This is a genomic window from Klebsiella sp. X13 (assembly GCF_003323835.1).
Classification (GTDB): Bacteria; Pseudomonadota; Gammaproteobacteria; order Enterobacterales; family Enterobacteriaceae; genus Klebsiella; species Klebsiella ornithinolytica.
Genome location: NZ_CP030874.1, coordinates 2,044,498 through 2,065,328, shown reverse-complemented (window position 1 = coordinate 2,065,328; position 20,831 = coordinate 2,044,498). Strand labels below are relative to the sequence as shown.

General features: G+C 59.4%; 19 protein-coding genes. 13 read left to right on the top strand and 6 right to left on the bottom strand.

Going from position 1 to position 20,831, the window contains the following annotated elements; translation table 11 throughout:
* Position 1: 1 nt before the first annotated feature.
* Together DSD31_RS09835 and DSD31_RS09830 are read left to right on the top strand one after the other, a co-directional pair.
* Positions 2-964: a carbohydrate kinase family protein gene (locus DSD31_RS09835; RefSeq protein ID WP_004863745.1), complete on the top strand. Its 963-nt coding sequence runs from the start codon at positions 2-4 to the stop codon at positions 962-964.
* Positions 951-2,036: an ABC transporter ATP-binding protein gene (locus tag DSD31_RS09830; protein WP_015584048.1), complete on the top strand. Its 1,086-nt coding sequence runs from the start codon at positions 951-953 to the stop codon at positions 2,034-2,036. The genes DSD31_RS09835 and DSD31_RS09830 overlap by 14 nt, the downstream gene beginning before the upstream one ends.
* 14 nt (positions 2,037-2,050) lie before the next feature.
* On the opposite strand, the gene DSD31_RS09825 is transcribed toward DSD31_RS09830, so the two are convergent.
* The gene (locus DSD31_RS09825; RefSeq protein WP_044348964.1) at positions 2,051-3,205 is read right to left on the bottom strand and encodes a Bcr/CflA family efflux MFS transporter; all 1,155 of its coding nucleotides are present in this window, start codon (positions 3,203-3,205) and stop codon (positions 2,051-2,053) included.
* A 95-nt stretch (positions 3,206-3,300) separates the two neighbouring features.
* Here DSD31_RS09825 and DSD31_RS09820 point away from each other — a divergent pair, with 95 nt between their 5' ends.
* Complete coding sequence (locus DSD31_RS09820) at positions 3,301-4,080, top strand: AraC family transcriptional regulator (protein WP_113991011.1); 780 nt, start codon at positions 3,301-3,303, stop codon at positions 4,078-4,080.
* Here the strand turns inward: DSD31_RS09820 and DSD31_RS09815 are convergent.
* Genes DSD31_RS09815 through DSD31_RS09800 form a run of 4 tightly spaced genes read right to left on the bottom strand, consistent with a single transcriptional unit; the run spans position 4,077 to position 8,010 of the window.
* Positions 4,077-4,817 (bottom strand): proteasome-type protease, encoded by a 741-nt coding sequence (locus DSD31_RS09815; RefSeq protein WP_048024020.1) that lies wholly within the window; start codon positions 4,815-4,817, stop codon positions 4,077-4,079. The two genes, DSD31_RS09820 and DSD31_RS09815, sit on opposite strands and share 4 nt — an antisense overlap.
* Positions 4,818-4,835: 18 nt before the next feature.
* The gene (locus tag DSD31_RS09810) at positions 4,836-5,651 is read right to left on the bottom strand and encodes a transglutaminase family protein (RefSeq protein WP_004863760.1); all 816 of its coding nucleotides are present in this window, start codon (positions 5,649-5,651) and stop codon (positions 4,836-4,838) included.
* On the bottom strand, positions 5,648-6,577 hold the full coding sequence (locus DSD31_RS09805; protein ID WP_004863763.1) for an alpha-E domain-containing protein: 930 nt from the start codon (positions 6,575-6,577) through the stop codon (positions 5,648-5,650). The genes DSD31_RS09810 and DSD31_RS09805 overlap by 4 nt, the downstream gene beginning before the upstream one ends.
* Positions 6,571-8,010, bottom strand: a complete 1,440-nt coding sequence (locus DSD31_RS09800; protein WP_004863765.1) for a circularly permuted type 2 ATP-grasp protein — start codon at positions 8,008-8,010, stop codon at positions 6,571-6,573. The genes DSD31_RS09805 and DSD31_RS09800 overlap by 7 nt, the downstream gene beginning before the upstream one ends.
* Before the next feature lie 79 nt (positions 8,011-8,089).
* Between DSD31_RS09800 and DSD31_RS26555 the strand changes: the two genes are divergently transcribed.
* Entirely contained in the window at positions 8,090-8,218 is a 129-nt protein-coding gene (locus DSD31_RS26555) for a hypothetical protein (RefSeq protein WP_255265535.1), read from the top strand.
* Here the strand turns inward: DSD31_RS26555 and DSD31_RS09795 are convergent.
* Complete coding sequence (locus DSD31_RS09795) at positions 8,215-9,108, bottom strand: alpha/beta hydrolase (RefSeq protein WP_064356934.1); 894 nt, start codon at positions 9,106-9,108, stop codon at positions 8,215-8,217. The genes DSD31_RS26555 and DSD31_RS09795 overlap by 4 nt on opposite strands.
* A gap of 215 nt (positions 9,109-9,323) precedes the next feature.
* Between DSD31_RS09795 and DSD31_RS09790 the strand changes: the two genes are divergently transcribed.
* From DSD31_RS09790 to DSD31_RS09750, 9 genes are all read left to right on the top strand, one after another.
* Complete coding sequence (locus DSD31_RS09790; RefSeq protein ID WP_032717120.1) at positions 9,324-11,069, top strand: alpha,alpha-trehalase; 1,746 nt, start codon at positions 9,324-9,326, stop codon at positions 11,067-11,069.
* Positions 11,070-11,271: 202 nt separating this feature from the next.
* Positions 11,272-12,297 carry an ABC transporter substrate-binding protein gene (locus tag DSD31_RS09785; RefSeq protein ID WP_113991010.1) on the top strand — a complete coding sequence of 342 codons (1,026 nt, stop codon included), beginning with the start codon at positions 11,272-11,274 and terminating at the stop codon, positions 12,295-12,297.
* Positions 12,294-13,286 carry a FecCD family ABC transporter permease gene (locus DSD31_RS09780; RefSeq protein WP_048024013.1) on the top strand — a complete coding sequence of 331 codons (993 nt, stop codon included), beginning with the start codon at positions 12,294-12,296 and terminating at the stop codon, positions 13,284-13,286. Before DSD31_RS09785 ends, DSD31_RS09780 begins: the two co-directional genes overlap by 4 nt.
* Positions 13,283-14,047 carry an ABC transporter ATP-binding protein gene (locus tag DSD31_RS09775; RefSeq protein WP_113991009.1) on the top strand — a complete coding sequence of 255 codons (765 nt, stop codon included), beginning with the start codon at positions 13,283-13,285 and terminating at the stop codon, positions 14,045-14,047. The genes DSD31_RS09780 and DSD31_RS09775 overlap by 4 nt, the downstream gene beginning before the upstream one ends.
* Before the next feature lie 2 nt (positions 14,048-14,049).
* Positions 14,050-14,853, top strand: a complete 804-nt coding sequence (locus DSD31_RS09770; RefSeq protein ID WP_113991008.1) for a class I SAM-dependent methyltransferase — start codon at positions 14,050-14,052, stop codon at positions 14,851-14,853.
* Positions 14,850-15,704, top strand: a complete 855-nt coding sequence (modD, locus tag DSD31_RS09765) for a ModD protein (RefSeq protein WP_015584040.1) — start codon at positions 14,850-14,852, stop codon at positions 15,702-15,704. The genes DSD31_RS09770 and modD overlap by 4 nt, the downstream gene beginning before the upstream one ends.
* 26 nt (positions 15,705-15,730) lie before the next feature.
* Positions 15,731-17,701, top strand: coding sequence for a TonB-dependent receptor plug domain-containing protein (locus tag DSD31_RS09760; RefSeq protein WP_113991007.1), 1,971 nt, complete (start codon positions 15,731-15,733; stop codon positions 17,699-17,701).
* A 39-nt stretch (positions 17,702-17,740) separates the two neighbouring features.
* Positions 17,741-18,385: an MOSC domain-containing protein gene (locus DSD31_RS09755; protein WP_032717117.1), complete on the top strand. Its 645-nt coding sequence runs from the start codon at positions 17,741-17,743 to the stop codon at positions 18,383-18,385.
* 264 nt (positions 18,386-18,649) lie between these two features.
* Positions 18,650-20,770, top strand: a complete 2,121-nt coding sequence (locus DSD31_RS09750) for a TonB-dependent siderophore receptor (protein WP_004863797.1) — start codon at positions 18,650-18,652, stop codon at positions 20,768-20,770.
* Positions 20,771-20,831: the final 61 nt, after the last annotated feature.

Sequence of the window (20,831 nt, the reverse complement as noted above, 5' to 3'; positions counted from 1 at the left end):
TATGCAAACGCTCACCGCGCCTGTGCTCTATATCGCAGGTAATTACAATATTGACTTAATTATGGGGACCCTCGCGCACTGGCCGCTCCCCGGCACCGAGGTGATGCTGGAACACAGCGCGCTGCGCCCCGGCGGCTCCGCGGGCAACTGCGCACTGGCGGCGGCGGCCATGCAGATCCCCCACTGCACCGTCGGCTGCCAGGGAGACGACGCCTTTACCGCCTGGCTGGCGGCGCAGTTCCCCGGCAGCGCCGAACGCTGGCCGCAGTATCCCTGCGAGACCTCGCTGACGGTGGCGGTGACGCATCCCGACAAAGAACGCTCGTTTCTCAGCAACTATGGACATATCACCCGCCTGTCCGCCGACGACATTCTGACCCAGCTCCCGACCCGGGCGACGCCCGGCGATATTGTGCTGCTCTGCGGCACCTTCTTATGCACCGCGCTGTTACCGGACTATCCGCGTCTGCTGACGACCCTGCGCGACCGCGGTTTTCAGGTGGCGGTCGATACCGGCTGGCCGCCGCACAGCTGGGACAGCGCGCTGCGTGAGGCGACCCACCGCTGGCTGGGCGATTGCGACTGGCTGCTGCTCAATGAGGTTGAAACGCTCGGCCTTGCAGATATGGACGTACTCCCGGCGGCGGCCCGCACGCTGGCGACGCGTCTCAGCGGCCGGGGCGGCTGCATTGTCAAATGCGGCGCCGATGGCGCCTGGTGGTGGACGGCAGACCAGGGGCATCACGCGCCGGCGAAACCGGTCGAGGTCATCGACACCATCGGCGCCGGAGACAGTTTTAATGCCGGGTTTCTTGCCGGTTTGTTAAACGGCCAGTCGGCCTCACAGGCGTTACGTTGGGGCAACGCCGTGGCCGCATACGCGATCGGTTCATCCCCGCGTCGCTATCCCGACTGGCGAACCTTGCAACACCATATCGAGGAGGTCGACTATGGCCAGCGTTGAACTGGTAAACGTCGCCAAGCAGTACGGTAAACAGACGGTGCTGCATCCGCTGGATCTGACCATTCCGGACGGCAGCTTTACGGTGCTGGTCGGGCCATCCGGCTGCGGAAAGTCAACGCTGCTGCGCCTGCTGGCCGGGCTGGAAAGCCTGTCGGCGGGAACGATATTGATGAACAGCCGCCCAATCAACGATCTCGATCCCGCGGACCGCGATGTCGCCATGGTTTTTCAGAGCTACGCGCTCTATCCCCATCTGACGGTGGCGGAAAACCTCGCCTTTCATATGCAGGTCAAAAAAGTCGACAAGGCGACACAGAAAAACAAGGTTCAGCACATCGCCAGCATGCTGGGTATCGATAAGCTGCTCGGCCGCTATCCGCGAGCGCTCTCCGGCGGCCAGCGTCAGCGCGTGGCCATGGGCCGGGCGATGGTGCGCAACCCGCAGGTTTTTCTGTTCGATGAGCCGCTCTCCAACCTCGATGCCCAGCTGCGCATGGAGCTGCGGGCCGAGATCAAATCCCTGCACCAGCGCTTCAACACCACCATGATTTACGTCACCCACGATCAGGTTGAAGCCATGACGCTTGCCGACCAGATCGTGGTGATGCGCGATGGCGTGATCGTGCAGCAGGGGGCGCCGCTGGAGATTTACGATCGCCCCTGCAACACCTTCGTGGCGCGCTTTATCGGCTCCCCGCCGATGAATCTGCTGGAGGGGCAGATTCAGCAGCGCGATGGCCAGCCCGGCGTGCAGTGCGGCGAACTGTGGCTGGCTCTACCTGAACGCTGGTATCCGGCGGCGGCACGGCAGGGTCAGGCGCCGGTGATTGTCGGTCTGCGTCCGCAGGATATTCAGCCGGCTGACGAAGGGCTGCCGGGGGTCGTCAATATTGTCGAGATCACCGGCGAGTCCACGCTGCTGCATCTCGACTGGCAGGGCTTCCCAATCCATGTCCAGGTCGCCGGGCGTCTCGAAGCGACTATCCGTCAGCCCTTATCGCTGGCGGTACGGCGCGAGAAAATCCATCTTTTCGACGCCGCCAGCGGCGAACGGCTGGTATCCGCACGCTGAACCTCGCGGGCGGGTCAGGTCGCCCCCGCCCGCATGTCGCGCAAACAGCAGCCATAGCGTAGCCCGGCGATGCAGCTTACGCTGGCGCTCACGATCAGCGTTCCACCCAGCGATTGCCCCCATCCCACCGCCGCCAGCCCGAGGCCAATCAGCACATAATAGGCCAGGCCGAAGATAGCCCCGGCGGTTCCCCGACAGTGACCATAAGCGCCCAGCGCCGTGCCGAGTAGCAGCGGGATCGCCATGGCGTAGGCGCAGGTGATCCCCATCATCGGCAGCAGGAACAGCAGCGTATCCGCCAGGCAGAACACCGCTACGCTGCTGATCAGCTGTATCAGACAGGCGAGCAGCAATATTCCCGCTTCCGCAACGGCTTTGCGGAGCAGCCAACGATTGAACAGCGCCCCGGCCAACGACCCGACGGCCAAGGCGATGCCGCTGTAGCCAAAAGCCACGCTCCCCTGACGCAGCTGCGCGAAAATGAACGGCGCCAGGCTGTAATAGCTGAACAGACTGACGTTGAAGGCCGCCACCAGCAGGACCGCCAGCGCCAGCGACTTATCCGTCGCCATCCGGCGTAACAGCGGTAAAAACGCGGTGTGAACATGCTGCGGCGGACGAGTTTCCGGCAGCAGCCAGCAGCACAGCAGCAGCAAAACCGCGGCCAGCAGCGCGAGGGCCGTCAACACACCGTGCATTCCCCAGCCGGCAACGATGGCGCCGCCGAGGTAGACGCCTGCCGCCGGGCTGACCGCCAGCACGAGGCCCATCATCGAGAAGAGAGCGGCAAGCTGGCGGCCGTTAAAGCGGTCGCGAAGGATAGTCTGGCTCACCACAGACCCCGTTGCCGCACCGAACGCCGACAGTATCCGGGCGACCAGCAGTAAAGTGAAATCACGCGCCGCCAGCGCCAGCACGCAGCCCAGGGCATAGGTCGCGAGACCCGCCAGTAGCGCCGGACGCCGGCCATAGCGGTCGCTGAATCGGCCCCAGTACAGAACGCCGACGGCGAAGCCGATAAAGTAAACCGACAGAGTCTGCGCCGCCTCTGCCGCGCTGATGGAAAAATAGCGGCTGATATCGGTCAGCGCCGGACTGTAAATCGTCTCCACGATCTGCGGGAACATCAATAATGCGGTGACCAGCACCATGGCCGAACGCCCGAACATCATCACCTCCTGAACCATTAAGAGGCGCTATTGTAGGCGGACCATAAATCGCACATTATAAACATAATGACTTTTTATATCGGAAATCAGACATCATGGCGTGGCTCGAGGCGAATGCGCTATTTAATCCGGACGATCTGCATAACAGGGTGATTGGCGTCTGCTCGGCGCTGGGCCAACATGATTCAGGTAGCCACCTGCACCGGATGGGACAGCTGCTGTTTACCCGTCAGGGCTGCGTACGCCTGACCCTCAACAACGGCGCGCTGCTGTGCCTGCTGCCGCCCACCCGGGCGGCCTGGATACCGGCCGGTATAGACCATCGTGCGGAGATGAAAAGCATTGTCGACTATCGCTCGATCTGGTTTCATCCGACCCACTATCCTGCTCTCCCACGTCATCCGGCGATCCTTAACGTCGGCCCGCTGCTGCGCGAACTGCTGGAGCGAATCGCCGCCAGCCCGTGGGATAGTGACTGGCAGAACGGCATCGGCTGGCACCTCGCCGCGCTTTGCGAGGCGGAAATGTGCAGCGCGACGCAGGAGCCGATGATGCTCGCCCTGCCTCAGGATAAGCGTCTGGCGCTGCTCGCCGGCGACGCCCTGCTGCCGCCGCTGCAGCAGCTGGCGATCCGCTGCGGAGCCAGCGAAAAAACCATCAGCCGGATTTTCCGTCGCGATACCGGGATGACTTATCAGCAGTGGCGCCAGCAGTGGCGCCTGATGAAAGCGGTGGAGCTGCTGGCCACCGGGGCGCGTATTACCGATACCGCGCAGGCGCTGGATTTCGCCAGCGACAGCGCCTTTATCTACTTTTTCCGCACCATGACCGGCATGACGCCGGGACGCTATTTCTCACCGCAGACCACGCGTTAACGATCGCCGCCCGGCGCAAAGGGCGGCAAGGTCAGGAACGTGTTTTGCAGTCCTTCCGACCACGCCTTGCGAATGGTGTTGAAGTACGGGTCGCTTTCGGTGATGCGATGCTGGCCGGCGCTGCTCAAACTGCCGCTGCGGTACAGCAGCGTGTCCAGCGGCAGGCCCACGGAGAGATTGCTGCGCAAGGTGGAGTCAATCGAGATCAGCGCACAGCACATCGCCTGCTCCAGCGGTGTCTCCCGGCTGAGCACCCGGTCGATAATCGGCTTGCCGTATTTGCTCTCGCCAATCTGGAAATAAGGGGTGTCGTACGAGGCTTCAATAAAATTGCCTTCCGGGTAGATATGGAAAAGGCGATGCGTTTCCCCGGCAATCTGCCCGCCCAGCAGCAGATTACAGTTGAAATTGGTGTTGCCACAGTGCTGCTGATTGCTGCTGTCGCGCTGAATCACCTCCTGCAGCGTTTTGCCGATCAGCATCGCCGCATCATACAGCGAACTCACCTGCATCAAATTAGGCTCCTGCTGAGTCGCAATCCGCGTACTCAGCAGGCTTATGACGCTCTGGGTGGTGGCCAGATTGCCGGCGGACTGTAGCACCATGACGCGTTCACCGTCCTCGGCGAAGACATGGAGCTTTTTAAAGGTCGCAATATGATCCACTCCCGCGTTGGTACGGGAATCTGAGGCGAAAACCAGTCCATCCGCTAAACACATGGCCACACAGTAGGTCATCGTTAATTGTTCCTGCTTTTATTGCTGCTGTGCCTGTTGCGAATGCTCGCGCACTTCAGCGTTGGTTAGCATTATTTCCCCGCCGCCGCCCAGCCGGGTACCGCGCACCGGGCAGGCGTCAAGATAGTCCAGCCCGGTCGCCAGCCGCAGATGCTGGTTGAGGTGACGGGTATTATTGGTGATATCAAAAGATTGCCAGCGTCCGTTGAGCCACACCTCTGCCCATGCGTGCATCGCGACATGCTGGGCATTATCGCTGTAAACGTAGCCGCTGACGTAGCGCGCCGGGATCTCCAGCGCGCGACAACAGGCGAGGAAGACGTGCGTGTGATCCTGGCAGACGCCTTTTGCCCTGGCAAAGGCATCCGCGGCAGAGTCCTGTACCTGCGTGGCTCCCGGTGAGTATGGCATTCTCAGCAGCAGGTCCGCCATCAGTTGATTCAGGCTCTCCTCCGGCTCGTCGTGGCGATACAGGCGCCGGGCAAACTCGCGGATCCGATCGTCGGCACGGGTCAACGGCGTACAGCGTAAATAGACCAGCGGAGAGAGCAGCTCCTCTTCCGCCACATCGCTCTGTTCGCTGTCCTCGGCAATATCCACGATCCCGCTGGCGCGGATGGCAATCTCTTTGTGAGGATTGTCGAGCGTTAACACATGCAGGACATTTCCCCACGCGTCGGTGGTCGTCACCGCCGCGCCTTCCGGCAAGGTCAGCGTCCAGGCGGTAATGGTTTGCCGCCCGGTGCTGCGCGGCGTCAGGCGCAGATACTGGGTCGAAAACTTCACTTCTTCATCGTAGCCGTAGCGGGTCAGGTGATCGATGACCAGTTTCATAGCGCCTCCAGATAAGTTTGTCTGATGCTGTCGGACAGAGCATTAATACGCGCCAGCAGTCCGTTGAGGTAACTTTGTAAATCGGCGCCCGCCAGATCGTCGCGGGTGCTGAAGCGCAGATCGACATTCAGCTGATGCGCCAGGCGCAGCGGCAGGTGCGAGCGGTCGTTGGCGATATGTTCCAGCTGACCAATCAGATCGGAGATACAGGCCCGCAGGGATCGCGGCACGTCGTTGCGCAAAATCAGTAGCTCCATCACCGTCTCCCGGGTGACCGGCTGGCGAAAGATACTGTTGTAGGCTTCCCGGGCGCTGACCGCGTTAAGCAGAGTATCCAGCCGGTAGTATTCACGCACCGGATCCGGATCGCTGCTCAGCTGCTGATCCTTGATCAGCAGCAGTTGCGTGGTGGCGTAGGCCCGTTCAATCAAGGTGCCGATACCGATAAAACTCAGCGCGTCATTGCGCAGCAGCGTACCCAGCACCGCGCCGCGAAACAGGTGCACCCGCTCCTTTACCCACTCGAAAAAACCATCGGTGCCCAGTTCGCTAATCCCTCGCTGGCGGAGCTGGCGCAGTTCAATGCGCGTCGCGTTGATACACTCCCACACCTCGGCGGACAGGCTGCCGCGAACCGCGTGCGCGTTGTTCCAGGCCATCTCCACGCAGCTGTAAATGCTGCAGGGGTTGTTGCCGTCGAGGGCGAAGAAGTTGAGCAAATTGCTCATGGTGAAGCGCGCATGTCGCGCCTGAAACAGTTCATGGGTTAAGGACAAATTCAGCGGCAGGGCCAGGTCCCGCGACTGCTGGCTGTGACGCGGGATCATCGACAGCTTCCACGTCACATCGAGCACCCGGGCATAGCTTTCCGCGCGCTCCAGGTAGCGCGCCATCCAGAATAGTTCACTCGCAGTCCGACTCAGCATGATTCACCATCCTCCATCACCCAGGTATCTTTGGTGCCCCCGCCCTGCGATGAGTTCACCACCAGCGAGCCTTCGGTAAGCGCCACCCGCGTCAGACCGCCTGGCACCAGACGAATCTCCTGGCCGGAGAGGACAAAAGGACGCAAATCGATATGCCTCGGCGACAGCCCCCCTTCCACGAAGGTCGGACAGGTTGACAGCGCCAGGGTCTCCTGTCCGATATAGTTAGCCGGATTGGCCAACAGACGCTGGCGAAACATCTCCCGCTCTTCTTTGGTTGAACGCGGCCCCACCAGCATGCCGTATCCCCCGGCGCCATGAACTTCCTTGACCACCATCCTCTCGAGATTGCCCAGCACGTACTGCAGATCCTCCGGCTTACGACACTGCCAGGTGGGAATGTTGTTCAGAATCGGCTGCTCGCCAAGATAGAACCGGATCATTTCCGGCACAAAGGGGTAGATCGACTTATCGTCCGCCACGCCGGTGCCAATCGCATTAGCCAGCACCACGCCGCCCGCGCGATATACCGACAGCAGGCCGGGCACGCCGAGCATCGAGTCGGCGCGAAACGCCAGCGGGTCGAGATAGGCATCATCAACACGCCGGTAAATCACGTCCACCCGCCGCGGCCCTTCGGTGGTGCGCATATAGACCGCGCCCGATTTAATAAACAGATCGGCGCTTTCTACCAGCTCAACCCCCATCTGCTGGGCGAGGAAACTGTGTTCGAAATAGGCGCTGTTAAAACGCCCGGGCGTCATCACGACCACACAGGGATCGTCCACCGGGGAACTTTCACGCAGGGTTTGCAGCAGGTAGCCCGGATAGCGCTCGACCGGCGCAATATGGTGATTTTCAAACATCTCCGGGTAGAGACGCATCATCATTTTGCGGTTTTCCAGCATATACGAGACCCCTGAAGGGGTCCGCAGGTTATCCTCCAGCACGTAATACTGGCCGTCGCTGTTGCGCACCATATCGACGCCGGTAATGTGGGCATAGGTATTATTGGGCAGATTTATCCCCTGCATGCAGGGCTGATATTGTTCATTGGCCAGTACCTGCTCCGCCGGAATAAGGCCCGCGCGCAGGATATTTTGCTCGTGGTAGATATCGTACAAAAAGGCGTTCAGCGCTTTGACCCGCTGACGAATACCGCGATCGATCTTTTTCCACTCTCCGCCGGGAATGATGCGCGGGACGCTATCAAACGGAATCAAACGCTCGGTACCTTCATCTTCCCCATACACATTAAAAGTGATGCCGATGCGGTGAAAAAGCAGCTCCGCCTGCTCTTTCTTTTGCCGGATAGAGAATTGATCGGTGTTGTGAAACCATTGCCACCAGGCGTTATAGTGGTGACGCTGCTGTCCCTGCGCGGTAAGCATCTCATCATAATAATGCCCGTCAGGAAGCGTTATTTTTATCATGGCCGTCTCCTCCGGTTATACTCACGTTGGGGTAACCCCGCAAAGAGATAAGCATTTATTATGCCAGGTAGCAGACGGCATGAGACGAGTGCAATTCCCTGCAGCGCGCCGCTTTATTGTGCAAAAAACCATCACCCCGATAGCCGATGCCACGCCGGTTGTGCACCACCATGAGGCAAATATCGTGCGCCTGCGCCATCAGGGTTAGCCCCCGTTCAGCCAGCGCGCGTAATGCTCCGGCCATTCGACGGTCGGCGTACCGGGACGGCCCATGGCAAAACCATGTCCGCCGCGGGCATAGCGATAGAGGCTGACCGGTATCTGATGCTGCCGGCAGGCGGCGGCCATGATCAGGGTGTTATGCGGATCGGACACCGAATCGTCCTCCGCCTGGGCCAGAAAGCAGGGCGGCGTCTGTGCATTGACGTAGGTCTGGACCGACCAGGCGCGGTCAACCGCCTCTGAGGCATGGGCTCCTGCCAGCATCCGGTGCGTCGCGGTATGGCTATAGGGCGACATCAGCGAAATAATCGGATAAATCAGCGCGGCTTTATCGGCACGAGCCGGGCGATCATCGAGGGCATCCTGCGGCGAATAAGCGGCAAAATCGGCCCGGCAGGCCGCCATACCCAGCAAATGCCCGCCGGCGGAAAACCCCAGCAGGCTGACCTGTTCTTCCCGCGCGCGAATCAGCCGCAGCGCCCGCTGGGCGTCCTGCAACGGCGCCAGCGCGCCGGCGCCCCACCCTTCGCCGGGCAACCGGTAGCTCAGGATATAGGCGGTATAACCGCGTGCGGTCAGCCAGCGCGCGGCAGGCCAGGCTTCTTTCGCCATTTCGATGCGCCGGTAGCCGCCTCCGGCGGCAATCAGTACACCATGACCGCGGGATAGCGCCGGTCGCCACACCGTCAGCTGCGGCCGGGCAATATGAGTGAGCGCGCCGCGCGCAGAGAGCCGCGGCGCCCCGGATGGCCCGCCGCCGCCCGGCGGTTCGCCAGGCCATAAGCAGAGCGCCTCATCCCGGCGATCGCTGGCCCCGGCGCGTGCCGCAGCCCACAGCGACACGGCGCTTAACAGTAGAAAATGACGTCGATTCACCCGCAGTTCTCCTCAGACTTTAATCGACCGATAACAGCACACCGCCGCTCTCCCCCGGTCTTTTATTCTCGTTTCTCTGCCCGGACGGGCAGGTAAATTGTCTGTTTTCACGCAAAATGTTACCTGCAACACCCCGGATGGCGGATATTCGTCTAAGGTTTTCTGATGGTCAAATGCAGTGGCAAGACCGTCTGAAATGATAAGGAGAATTCCCCATGACGAGATCGGTTTCACGTCGTCCCGCAACGTTGCCTTACGCTTTATCTCTGGCGCTCGGAGGCGCGATTTTCGCTTTATCGACGCTGGCCGCCCAGGCCGTGGAAACCAAACCCGTGCCGCCATCCCCGGATGTGATGCTCGGCCCGCTGTTTAATGATGTACAAAATGCCAGACTCTTCCCCGACCAGAAAACCTTTGCCGATGCCATCCCCAATAGCGATCCGCTGATGATCCTGGCCGACTATCGCATGCAAAAAAACCAGACCAGCTTCGACCTGCGCCATTTCGTCGAGCTGAACTTCACCCTGCCGAAAGACAATGACCGCTACGTTCCGCCGAAGGGTCAGACGCTGCGTCAGCATATCGACGGCCTGTGGCCAGTGCTCACCCGCAGCACCGTTGAAGTCGAAAAGTGGGACTCTTTGCTGCCGCTGCCTAAACCCTACGTGGTGCCCGGCGGCCGCTTCCGGGAAGTGTATTACTGGGATAGCTACTTCACCATGCTGGGCCTGGCCGAGAGCGGGCACTGGGATAACGTTGAGGATATGGTGACCAACTTCGCGGCGGAGATCGATGCCTGGGGCCACATCCCCAACGGTAATCGTAGCTACTATTTAAGCCGCTCACAGCCGCCGTTTTTCTCATTTATGGTGGAGCTCCTCGCGACCCATGATGGCGATCGGGTGCTGAAAACCTGGCTGCCGCAGATGGAAAAAGAGTACCAGTACTGGATGCAAGGCGCCGATGCGCTGGAGCCGGGAAAAGCCAACCAGCGGGTGGTGCGTATGGAGGATGGCGCGCTGCTGAACCGCTACTGGGATGATAACGATACGCCGCGTCCGGAATCGTGGCTCGATGATGTCACCACCGCGAAGAACAACCCGAATCGTCCGGCGACCGAGATCTATCGCGACCTGCGTTCTGCCGCCGCCTCGGGCTGGGATTTCAGCTCACGCTGGATGGATGACCCGAAAAAACTGGGCACCATCCGCACTACCAGCATCGTGCCGGTCGATCTCAACGCGCTGATGTTCCACATGGAGAAAACCCTCGCACGCGCCAGCAAGGCCGCGGGCGACAGCGCCAAAGCGGCGCAGTACGATGCCCTGGCCAACGACCGCCAGAAGGCGCTGGAGAAATATCTGTGGAATGATAAAGCGGGCTGGTACGCCGATTATGACCTCAAGACTCATAAAGTACGTAATCAGCTCACCGCCGCGGCCCTGTTCCCACTGTACGTCAACGCCGCTTCCCGCGAGCGCGCGGCGAAGGTTGCTGCGGCGGCAGAATCGCAGCTACTGAAACCCGGTGGCTTAACCACGACTAACGTGAACAGCGGTCAGCAGTGGGATGCACCGAACGGCTGGGCGCCGCTGCAGTGGGTTGCCGCCCAGGGGCTACAAAACTACGGTCAGCAGAAAATAGCGATGGAGGTGAGCTGGCGTTTCCTCAGCAATGTTCAGCATACCTACGACAGTCAACAAAAGCTGGTCGAAAAGTATGATGTCAGCTCGACGGGCACCGGCGGTGGCGGCGGTGAATATCCGCTGCAGGACGGTTTCGGCTGGACCAACGGCGTCACGCTGAAAATGCTGGATCTGATCTGTCCGCAAGAGAAACCGTGCGATTCACTGCCGGCCTCGCGCCCGGTCGAGAATGTGGAAAAACCCGTTGCCGCCGTCAGCACCCAGCCGGCCGCCAACGATGCTGTCGCCGAACCCGCTAAAAAATCGGCGCCGTAAACTTCGTACGCGGCGGGCTCACCGCCGCGTTTTTTATCCAGACTCTCCTGCGTTCCTCCACTCCGGCCCTTGTTCTCATTCCTACCCTTACGGGGTAGTTCGTACACAAATCCAGCTCTCCTTGATCTCAAGCAATTCCAGCATCGTTATATATGTAAATATATAGCGATTTTTTCATCTTATTGTTTCAGGAAAGAAACTTATGCCTCTATCCCGCCGCACCTTTATCCAGGCGCTAAGCCTGCTCCTGTGTCTCCCCACCCTGGAGGGGACGGCGGCTACGCCGCTGGCTTTGCACGTTGGTGAACGCCCCGCTCCCGCTCATATTCGTCGGATTATCAGCGCCGGGGCACCTGCCGACATGTTGCTGCTTGCGGCAGCGCCGGAGAAGCTGCTGGGATTTTCCTCTTTTGATTTTTCTCAGTTCCCGGATGCCCCCGTCCCGGCGGACCTCGCCCGACTTCCCAGACTGGGGAGACTTGCCGGACACGCCAGCACGCTATCGCTGGAGACGCTGCTCGCGCTTGAACCCGATCTGGTGGTGGACTGCGGCAATGTAGACGACAGCTGGGTCTCTCAGGCACAACGGGTCAGCGAACGTAGCAAGATTCCGTGGGTACTGATCGGCGGAAACCTGGCCTCATCAGCCCAGCAGCTGCTTACGATTGGCGATATCGTTGGGACCGAAGCCCGTACGCGGCGGCAGGCGGCGCTGGCGCAGAGATTCATCGCCGACGCTCAGGCCTTTTCAAGCGGTTCCAGAGCACGGACGCGCTTTTATGCCGCCCGCGGGGCGAAGGGACTGGAGACAGGGTTAGCGGGATCGCTGCATACCGAGGCGGCAGAGCTGCTGGGGCTGGAAAACGTTGCCCGCGTCGCCGGACGCAGCGGGCTCACCCAGGTCTCTCTGGAAAATCTGCTGGCCTGGCAACCGGATATCATCCTGACCCAAAATGTGACGACGCGAAACTACATTCTGCAGGATCCTGCATGGAAGGGAGTCAGCGCCGCTGCGAAACGGCAGGTGCTACTGCTTGATGGTTTGCCGTTTGGCTGGCTGGATGCGCCACCGGGCATTAACCGTCTTGCCGGGATGCGCCGGCTTCATGCCTGGCTCGACCCACGGATCCAGACTTCGCTGCAGGATGATTTAACTCGCTATAGCTCGCTCTTCTGGCATGCAGCGTTAACGCCTGCCCGCTATGCTACATTGATGCATTCAGCATGAAACTATCTACGCTAAGTCTCATACTGCTGCTGGCTGCGCTACTGACTATCTCCGGCGCCTTGTTGACTGGCCCGTGGAATCTCACCGTCGGGCGTTTGTTCGAGCTCTTATTCACTCCCCATAGCGCGTCGCTTCCTCCCCAGGCAAGTATCGTCTTCTGGCAAATCCGCCTGCCGAGAATTATCGCCGCCCTTGCCATCGGCGCGTCGCTCTCCGCTGCGGGAGCGGCCTATCAGGGCATGTTTCGTAACCCCCTGGTCTCGCCGGATATTCTGGGCGTGGCCGCCGGAGCCGGTCTGGGCGCCTGTCTCGCCATCTGGCTGGGCTTGTCGATATTCTATATCCAGCTGTTGGCCTTTTGCGGTGGCCTGCTGGTCGTTCTGAGTGCCGGCATACTGGCCCGCGCCATCACGCGCCACGATCCGGCGCTGACGCTGGTATTGGTAGGCATTGCGCTCGGCACGCTATGCGGGGCGGGCATTTCACTGATTAAAACCCTGGCCGATCCTTATACTCAGCTTCCCTCTATTACGTTCTGGCTGTTGGGCGGCTTAGCGGATATTACCCTGCGCGATCTGGCCTTTGCCGCTCCGCTGATGATTATCGGTTGCCTGCCTCTATGGCTGCTACGCTGGCGCCTTAACCTGCTGACGCTGTCCGATGATGAGGCTCGTTCTCTGGGCATTGATGTCGCACGCTTACGGTTGATTGTGGTGGTCTGCGCGACTCTGGCCACCGCCAGCGCGGTAGCCATTGCCGGTATTATTGGCTGGATTGGACTGATTGTTCCGCATACCGGACGCCTGCTGACCGGCAGTAATCACCAGCGTTTGCTGCCGGTGGCAATGGGGATCGGCGCAATCTTGCTGCTCTTCACCGATACCCTGGCTCGCGGGCTGAGTGCAACCGAGATCCCGCTGGGAATTCTGACCTCATTTGTCGGCGCGCCGTTCTTTCTGGCGCTGCTGCTGCGAGGAAACCGCCCATGACACGGCTCACGATTCAGCATGCCAGCGTGGGTTACCCGGGACGCACGGTTCTCCGCGAAGTGTCATTTTCTCTGACGTCTGGCTCGGTATGCTGTCTGCTGGGCGCCAATGGCAGCGGCAAAACCACGCTGATGCGCAGTATTCTCGGGCTCCTTCCCCTGCTCTCTGGTCAGATTCTGATAGACAGCATCGCCATCGCACAAATGACCCCTCGTGACCGTGCGCGCGCCGTCGCCTGGGTGCCACAGGCCCACGACGGAGCCTTCGCTTTTAGCGTGCTGGAGATGGTCCTGATGGGACGAAGCCCCTACATCGGCGCCTTTTCCCAACCAATCAAGAGCGAACACCATATCGCCTTAGCCCAGCTGGAGACGCTCGGCATTGCCCATCTCGCAACCAGGAACTGGGCCACGCTGAGCGGTGGCGAACGCCAGTTGGCGCTTATCGCCCGCGCACTGGCGCAGCGGCCGCGGCTGTTGCTGTTGGATGAACCCGCCTCAAGCCTCGACTTTGGCCATCAGATTCGCCTGCTCGACACGCTACGTGAACTTCGCCAAAACGGCATGACCCTGCTGATGGCAACCCATCATCCGCTGCACGCTCTCGCCGTTGCCGACACGGTTATCCGGGTTGAAGCGGATGGGCTTGTCAGCCACGGACCACCGTCAACCCAGCTTCAGCCAGATAACCTCGCCGGGCTCTATGGCGTTACCCCCGCCCAGATTCGTCACCACCTTGGCAACCCTCACTTTCAGGAATGATTATGCTTATTGATGATATTGATTTTGCAGAACTATACCGACAACAGCTCAGATTTGCCGGTCGCACGGAAAAATCCCCTGCCCACTGGGACGCCCGGGCGGAGAAAATGTCCATCAGTTGCAGCGATCCAGCGGACAGCTACCTTGTACAGCTGCTGGCAAAAATCGATCTCACCGGCGCAGAGACCTTATTCGATATGGGCTGCGGGCCGGGAACCGTATCGCTGGCGCTGGCTGATAAACTTCACGCCGTGCACGGCGTCGATTACAGCCCGAAGATGCTCGACGTTGCCGCAAGGCGTGCCTCGCAAATGGGCATCACCCATGCTCACTGGCACTGCCGCGCGTGGGAATCATCGTGGCACGATATTCCCCGCTGCGACATTGCCGTCGCCTCCCGCTCAACGCTAGTTGGCGATATGCAGGAAGCGATGACTAAACTCCACCAACAGGCTCGACTACGCGTCTATACCACACATCTCGTCAGCCCGACATTTATGTCGCCGGCCATCCAACGCGCGCTGGGTCGCGCGGTTATCGAACTGCCAAATTACATTTACGCGCTGAACATCCTCTATCAGATGGGGATTCAGGCGCGGGTCGATTTTATCCGTGGCCGCAACTGTCAGCGCGATAACAGCACCTACGAACGCTTCGAAGAAAATGTTGAGTGGACGCTCGGCGTACTCAGTGATGAAGAGCGAGCACGGCTTCACCATTGGTACCAACAGCAGGCCCCGCAGGCCATCGCGCCCGCTACCCGTGACTGGGCGCTGATCTCCTGGGATTGCGGAGAAAGAGCATGATCTACATACCTCAGGCGCTAACCGATGCATGGTTGATGGAAGATATTCAAGGCGGAGACCTGACGACCCGCGCGCTGGGAACGGGAAACCAGGCGGGAATAATGGAGTTTCGCCATCGTCAGGGCGGCTGCGTGAGCGGCATTGCGCCGGCGGCGCAGATGCTGCGAAGCCTCGGGTTAACGGTCACCGCACGGTTGGAAGATGGCGCCCAGGCAAGGCCAGGCGAGGTGCTGCTGCGCGCGACCGGTCGCGCATGTGCGCTGCAACAGGGCTGGAAAGCCGTGCAAAATGTGCTGGAGTGGAGCTGCGGCGTATCGGCCTACGTTGCGCAGATGCTGGCCCTGCTGCATACCCGACTTCCCAACGCGCATATTGCCTGTACCCGCAAGGCCATCCCCGGCACGCGGCTGCTAGGCACCCAGGCGATCGTCGCCGCAGGCGGCTTAATCCATCGTGCTGGCTGCGCCGAAACGCTGCTGCTGTTCGCGAACCATCGTCGCTTCCTTACCGACGACGGCGACTGGGCCCACGCCATAGATCTGCTGCGTCGACGCTCACCCGAAAAAAAAGTGGCCGTGGAAGCCGATACGCCGGAAGAAGCGCTGGCTGCGCTGCGAGCACAACCCGACATTTTGCAACTTGATAAATTTACGCCTCAGCAGGCCCGCGAGGTCTCAGATCAAGCCCGCCATATCGCCCCGCTTTGCACGCTGGCACTGACCGGCGGAATGACCCTCGCCAGCCTTTGTCAGTACCTCGATTGTGGAATTGAATTGTTTATTACTTCGGCGCCGTGGTATGCGCCACCGGCTGATATTCAGGTTCGACTGAGGCCAGACAATTCAAAATAAAAATAACCAAAACAGGAATAATAAAAATGAGAGTCAGGAAACGTTATCTTTGCACATTGATAAGTTTGAGCTTAAGTCAGGTCGCGTGGGGGGATCGGCCGGAAGAATCGATGACCGTATGGTCCAGTTCCGTACCCGCTGCGACAACGAATATCCTCGGGACAGACACCATCCAGAGTCTGGATAAGCAGGATGTGGCGCACGCGTTGTCCGTCATGCCCGGTGTTGTTTTACAAAAATCAGGTGGGCGGAATGAACTCCAGGTCAAAGTTCGCGGGTTTGACGGTCGCCAGGTCCCGGTATTTTTCGACGGCGTGCCAATCTATGTCCCCTACGACGGTAATCTCGACCTCGGGCGTTTTCTCACATCGGACATCGGGTCAGTGGAAGTGTCGAAGGGTTACTCCTCGCTGCTGCAGGGGCCAAACCAGATGGGCGGCGCCATCAATATTACCACGCCGCGCCCGAGCAAACCGCTGGAGGCCAGTATCGGTTATCGCCAGGGCTGGAGCCGTAGCGAGGATAGCGCCTATGATACGCATGCTTCTCTCGGGGCAAGCAACGAACTGGGCTATATCCAGCTCAGCGGTAGCCGCCTGAAACGGGATTTCCTTGCTCTGCCCCACGGGACAACGAATCCTCTCGCGGGTGAAGATGGCAAGATGACCAACTCGGCGAGCGATGATAAGCGCGGGATCTTCAAACTCGGTTTTACCCCTCGGGGAAACGATGAATATGCTTTTACCTGGATCAAGCAGGATGGCGAAAAGCAGAATCCACCTTATGCCGGGAACAGCTCGCAAAAATCACGCTACTGGCAGTGGCCAGAGTACGATAAAGAAAGCTATTACTATCAAGGGACAACTCACCTCGGCGACCGCTTCACGCTGAAAAGCCGCCTGTATCGCGATACCTTCAAAAACACCCTGATGATGTATAACTCGCTGGCCGATCTGCACAGCAAAAACGGCAACTATAGCCACTATAGCGATTACAGCACTGGCGCAGGTTTACAGCTTTCAGCAGACGTACGTCATCGCGACCAGCTCTCTTTCGGCGTGAACTGGAAAGATGATGTCCACAGAGAAAAAAGCAGCACCGACGGCCCTTACGATCGCTATCAAGATCGGACCTGGTCTCTCGCCAGTGAATATCAATGGGAAGCCGCAGATAATCTCGATATCGTCGCCGGTATGAGTTATGACTGGCGCAACAGTCTCGAAGGAATGAAACACGAAAAGAACAGCAGCGTGACCCGCTACGACGAAAACAGGCAGAACGCATTCAACTGGGAAACGATGGCCCGCTATCATTTCGCCAACGAAGATACGCTGGCCCTGTCCTGGTCCGACCGTACCCGTTTCCCGACGCTCAAAGAGCGCTACACGACCTCAAAACCCGCGAAAGACCAGATTGCCCTTGTGAATCCTTACCTGAAACCAGAGCGGGCCCGCAGCATCGACCTGACCTGGAATGGCCATATCACCGACGGTTGGGCCTATGAGATAAGCACGTACTATAACCGCGTCAGTGACGCCATTTTGTCGATTAATATCGATGCTGATACGGTCCAGAACCAGAACAGCGGCCGGGTCGACTATACCGGTCTGGATCTTGGGATCAAAGGGTCACCGTTTGAAATGCTCGATGTCGGTCTGAGCTATGGCCTGATTCATGCCGATAGCAAAAGGCAAGAGGCGGGCAAAGTCACCGACCTGCCAAACCAGACGCTCAGCGCCTGGTTGACACTAAAACCGATTGCGCCGCTGCAGCTCACCCTTTCTGAAGAAGCGCGCTCCTCTAGCTACAGCAACAGCAATGGTTCGCAAAAAGCGCCAGGGTTTGCCATCACCCACCTGCGCGCCGATTACGCAATAGGCCACGGCTTTAGCGTCAATGCATCGGTCAATAACCTCTTCGATACGCGCTATTACTACAGCGAAGGTTTTATCGAAGAAGGTCGTAATTTCTGGGCCGGCGTGGAATACAAATTCTGATTCATTTCTCCACTCGGTGGAAAAATGAAGGAGATCCTTATGATCGTAGATTTTAAAGTGATACTGCATACAATCCTCGGCAATCAACGTCGGACGGACGGGTCAGTGCACAAAGTGCCGTTAAGCGGCAGCGTGTATTTCAATACGCATGGACTGGAAGCCGAGAACGGCATCCGGGAACATTTTCAGGATCCCGATTGCGCGCTCATGCATTATGCCCGGGAACATTACGATTTCTGGCGTGAGCGATATCCCGCGCAGGCCGGGCAGCGCCTCTGCGCCGGCCTGTTTGGGGAAAATTTGTCCACTTATGGCATGACGGAAGCTAACGTATGTCCGGGCGATGTCTTTCGTCTTGGCGCTGCCGAAGTACAGGTCTCCTGGGGGCGCGTTGCCTGTCAAACGATGGCGACCCGTTTGCAGGATCCTGATGCTCCAGAACTGATGCATCAACAGTCGCGCAACGGCTGGTTTTATCGGGTGATAGCGCCTGGCGAAGCCCGCTGCGGCGATACATTCCGACTGCTCGACCGACCTGCCGTAGACTGGCCACTCAGCCGGGTGCAGGCGATCATCTTCAGTGATGGAGGGACGGAAGAGGAGCTGCAGGCTCTTTCTGCGATGCCGTTCCTTGCCACCCCCTGGAGAGCCATTGCCATGATGCGCTTAGACAGTCGCCGCTGATCCCCTCCACCCTCAACCACTGGCTACCAAATCAGGTAGCCAGTTCAGGTTTCCATCGCCGCTTAATCCGCTGTTTATCACCGTCCTGTCAAATAAACATTAAGTTTTTCATGGGTTTTCATTTTCATATTTACCAATCCCGCCTTGATAATCAAAAACAGAACGATAATAATTCGCATTACTTTTTTACGAGAGATGACACTTTCGTTTTTTATGCGTGGTGGCGTACAGGAGTACCAGGCTACGTCAACTCAGGATTATGTCATGACCGCTCGCGTCATTTTCAAACGCCCGGCGCTGCTGTACGCGCTGGCCACCGTCTTCCCGTTTGCCAGCCTGGCGGAAGAGACGGTTATCGTCACCGCACAACCCATCGACTCAGCCATCTCGCCAACGCAGGGCTATAGTGCCAAAACCTCCGCTGGCGCGACGAAAACCGATCAGCCGTTGATTACCACCGCGCAATCGGTCTCCGTCATCACCCGTCAACAGATGAATGATCAGGGAGCCAATACCATCAGCCAGGCGCTGGAATACACCCCGGGGGTTTACTCCAGCTTCGGCGGCGGCGCGACCCGCTTTGATACGGTATCGCTACGCGGCTACCACGGCGGTGATGTTGATAACCTGTTTCTCGACGGCATGCGCTTGATGAGCGACGGCGGCAGCCACAACGTCCTGCAAATCGATCCCTGGTTTGTTGAACGGGTTGACGTCATCCGGGGCCCCTCTTCGGCGCTGTACGGTCAGAGCGTGCCGGGCGGGGTGGTGAATCTGACCTCGAAACGCCCGCAGTTTACCTCGGAAGGCCATTTCCGCCTCAGCGGCGGGACGCAGAACACCAAAGGGGCCGCCTTCGATTATACCGATGCCCTCAACGATCAATGGGCTTACCGGATTATCGGCATGACGCGCACCAGCGATACCCAGTACGATAATACCCGCGAAGAGCGCTACGCCATTTCACCTTCCCTGCTCTGGCAGCCGGATACCGACACCTCGCTGCTGCTGCGCGCCTACCTGCAAAAAGATCCGTCGGGCGGCTATCACGGCTCGCTGCCGCTGGACGGCACCCGCTATGCTCACAACGGACGTAAGCTCTCCACCAGCACCAACGAAGGCGATCCGTCAGACGGGTATCAGCGCCGCGAGCAGATCTACAGCTACGAGTTCACTCATCAGTTTGATGACGTCTGGTCCGCCTACTCCGCCGGAAGCTATACCCACACCAACGTATCGCTGGATCAGGTGTATCAGGTCGGCTGGATTGATGACAGCGATAGTCTGGCGCGCGGTTACAGCGGCTCGCGCGGCTCGCTGGATGCCTGGTCAACCGACAACCGCCTGCGCGCCGATTTCACCACCGGCGAACTGGCCCATACGCTGATCCTCGGCGGGGAATATCACCGTTTCCGCAACGATCTGTGGACCGGCGCCGGCAGCGCGTCGCCTCTCGATCCGTTCAGCGGCTATACCGCGCAGACCGGGCATACCGTGACCTACAGCGATAACAACAACCGCCGCTACTACCAGACCGGGCTCTATCTGCAGGACGAAATGGTCTGGGCGCGCTGGCATCTGGATGTCTCCGGCCGTTACGATCGCATTGTTTCGCAACAGGTCAGCGATACCTTCGGCACCTCCAGCCGCCGCTCCGATGACCATATCAGCGGCCGGGCATCGCTGCTGTATGCGCTGGAAAACGGCCTCTCGCCGTATCTGAGCTACAGCCAGGCGATTACCCCAGCGATGCTGCCGGGCGCCGATGGCACCCTGCTGAAACCGACCACGGCAGAACAGCTGGAGGCGGGACTGAAGTTCCAGCCGCCGGGCTCCGCCGATATGTACAGCATCGCTATCTACGATTTAACGCAAAAAGATGTGGCGACGCGCGATCCAAACATCGCCACCGCGACCTTTATTCCCGCAGGAAAAGTTCACTCTCAGGGCGTGGAGCTGGAGATGCACAACCAGATTACGCCTGAGCTGAGCACCCTCGCCTCCTACACCTGGAACCGCTTGCGCTTCCAGGACACTAAAGATGGGACTAACGACAACACGCCGCAGCTGACGCCGGATCAGATGGCCTCTTTCTGGGCGCGCTATCAGTTCCCGGCAGGGATCAGCGCCGGGGCCGGCGTACGCTATATCGGGAAACAGTGGGCGGATGATGCGAATACCGAGCGCCTGCCGTCGGTCACCTTACTGGATGCGATGGTGCGCGCCGATCTCGGCGTCTGGTCGCCGTCGTTGAAAGGAGCTTTTGTGCAGGTTAATGCCAATAACCTCAGCGACCGGGAGTATCTCTCCGGCTGCTACGGAACCGGCAACTGCTACTGGGGAGCCGAACGCAGCGTGACCGCCACCGTCGGCTACGACTTCTAAGGATTGTCTGAAAAACGTTCCGCTCGCGCCGGGCTCTGCGAATGACACCCGATGTGTCACC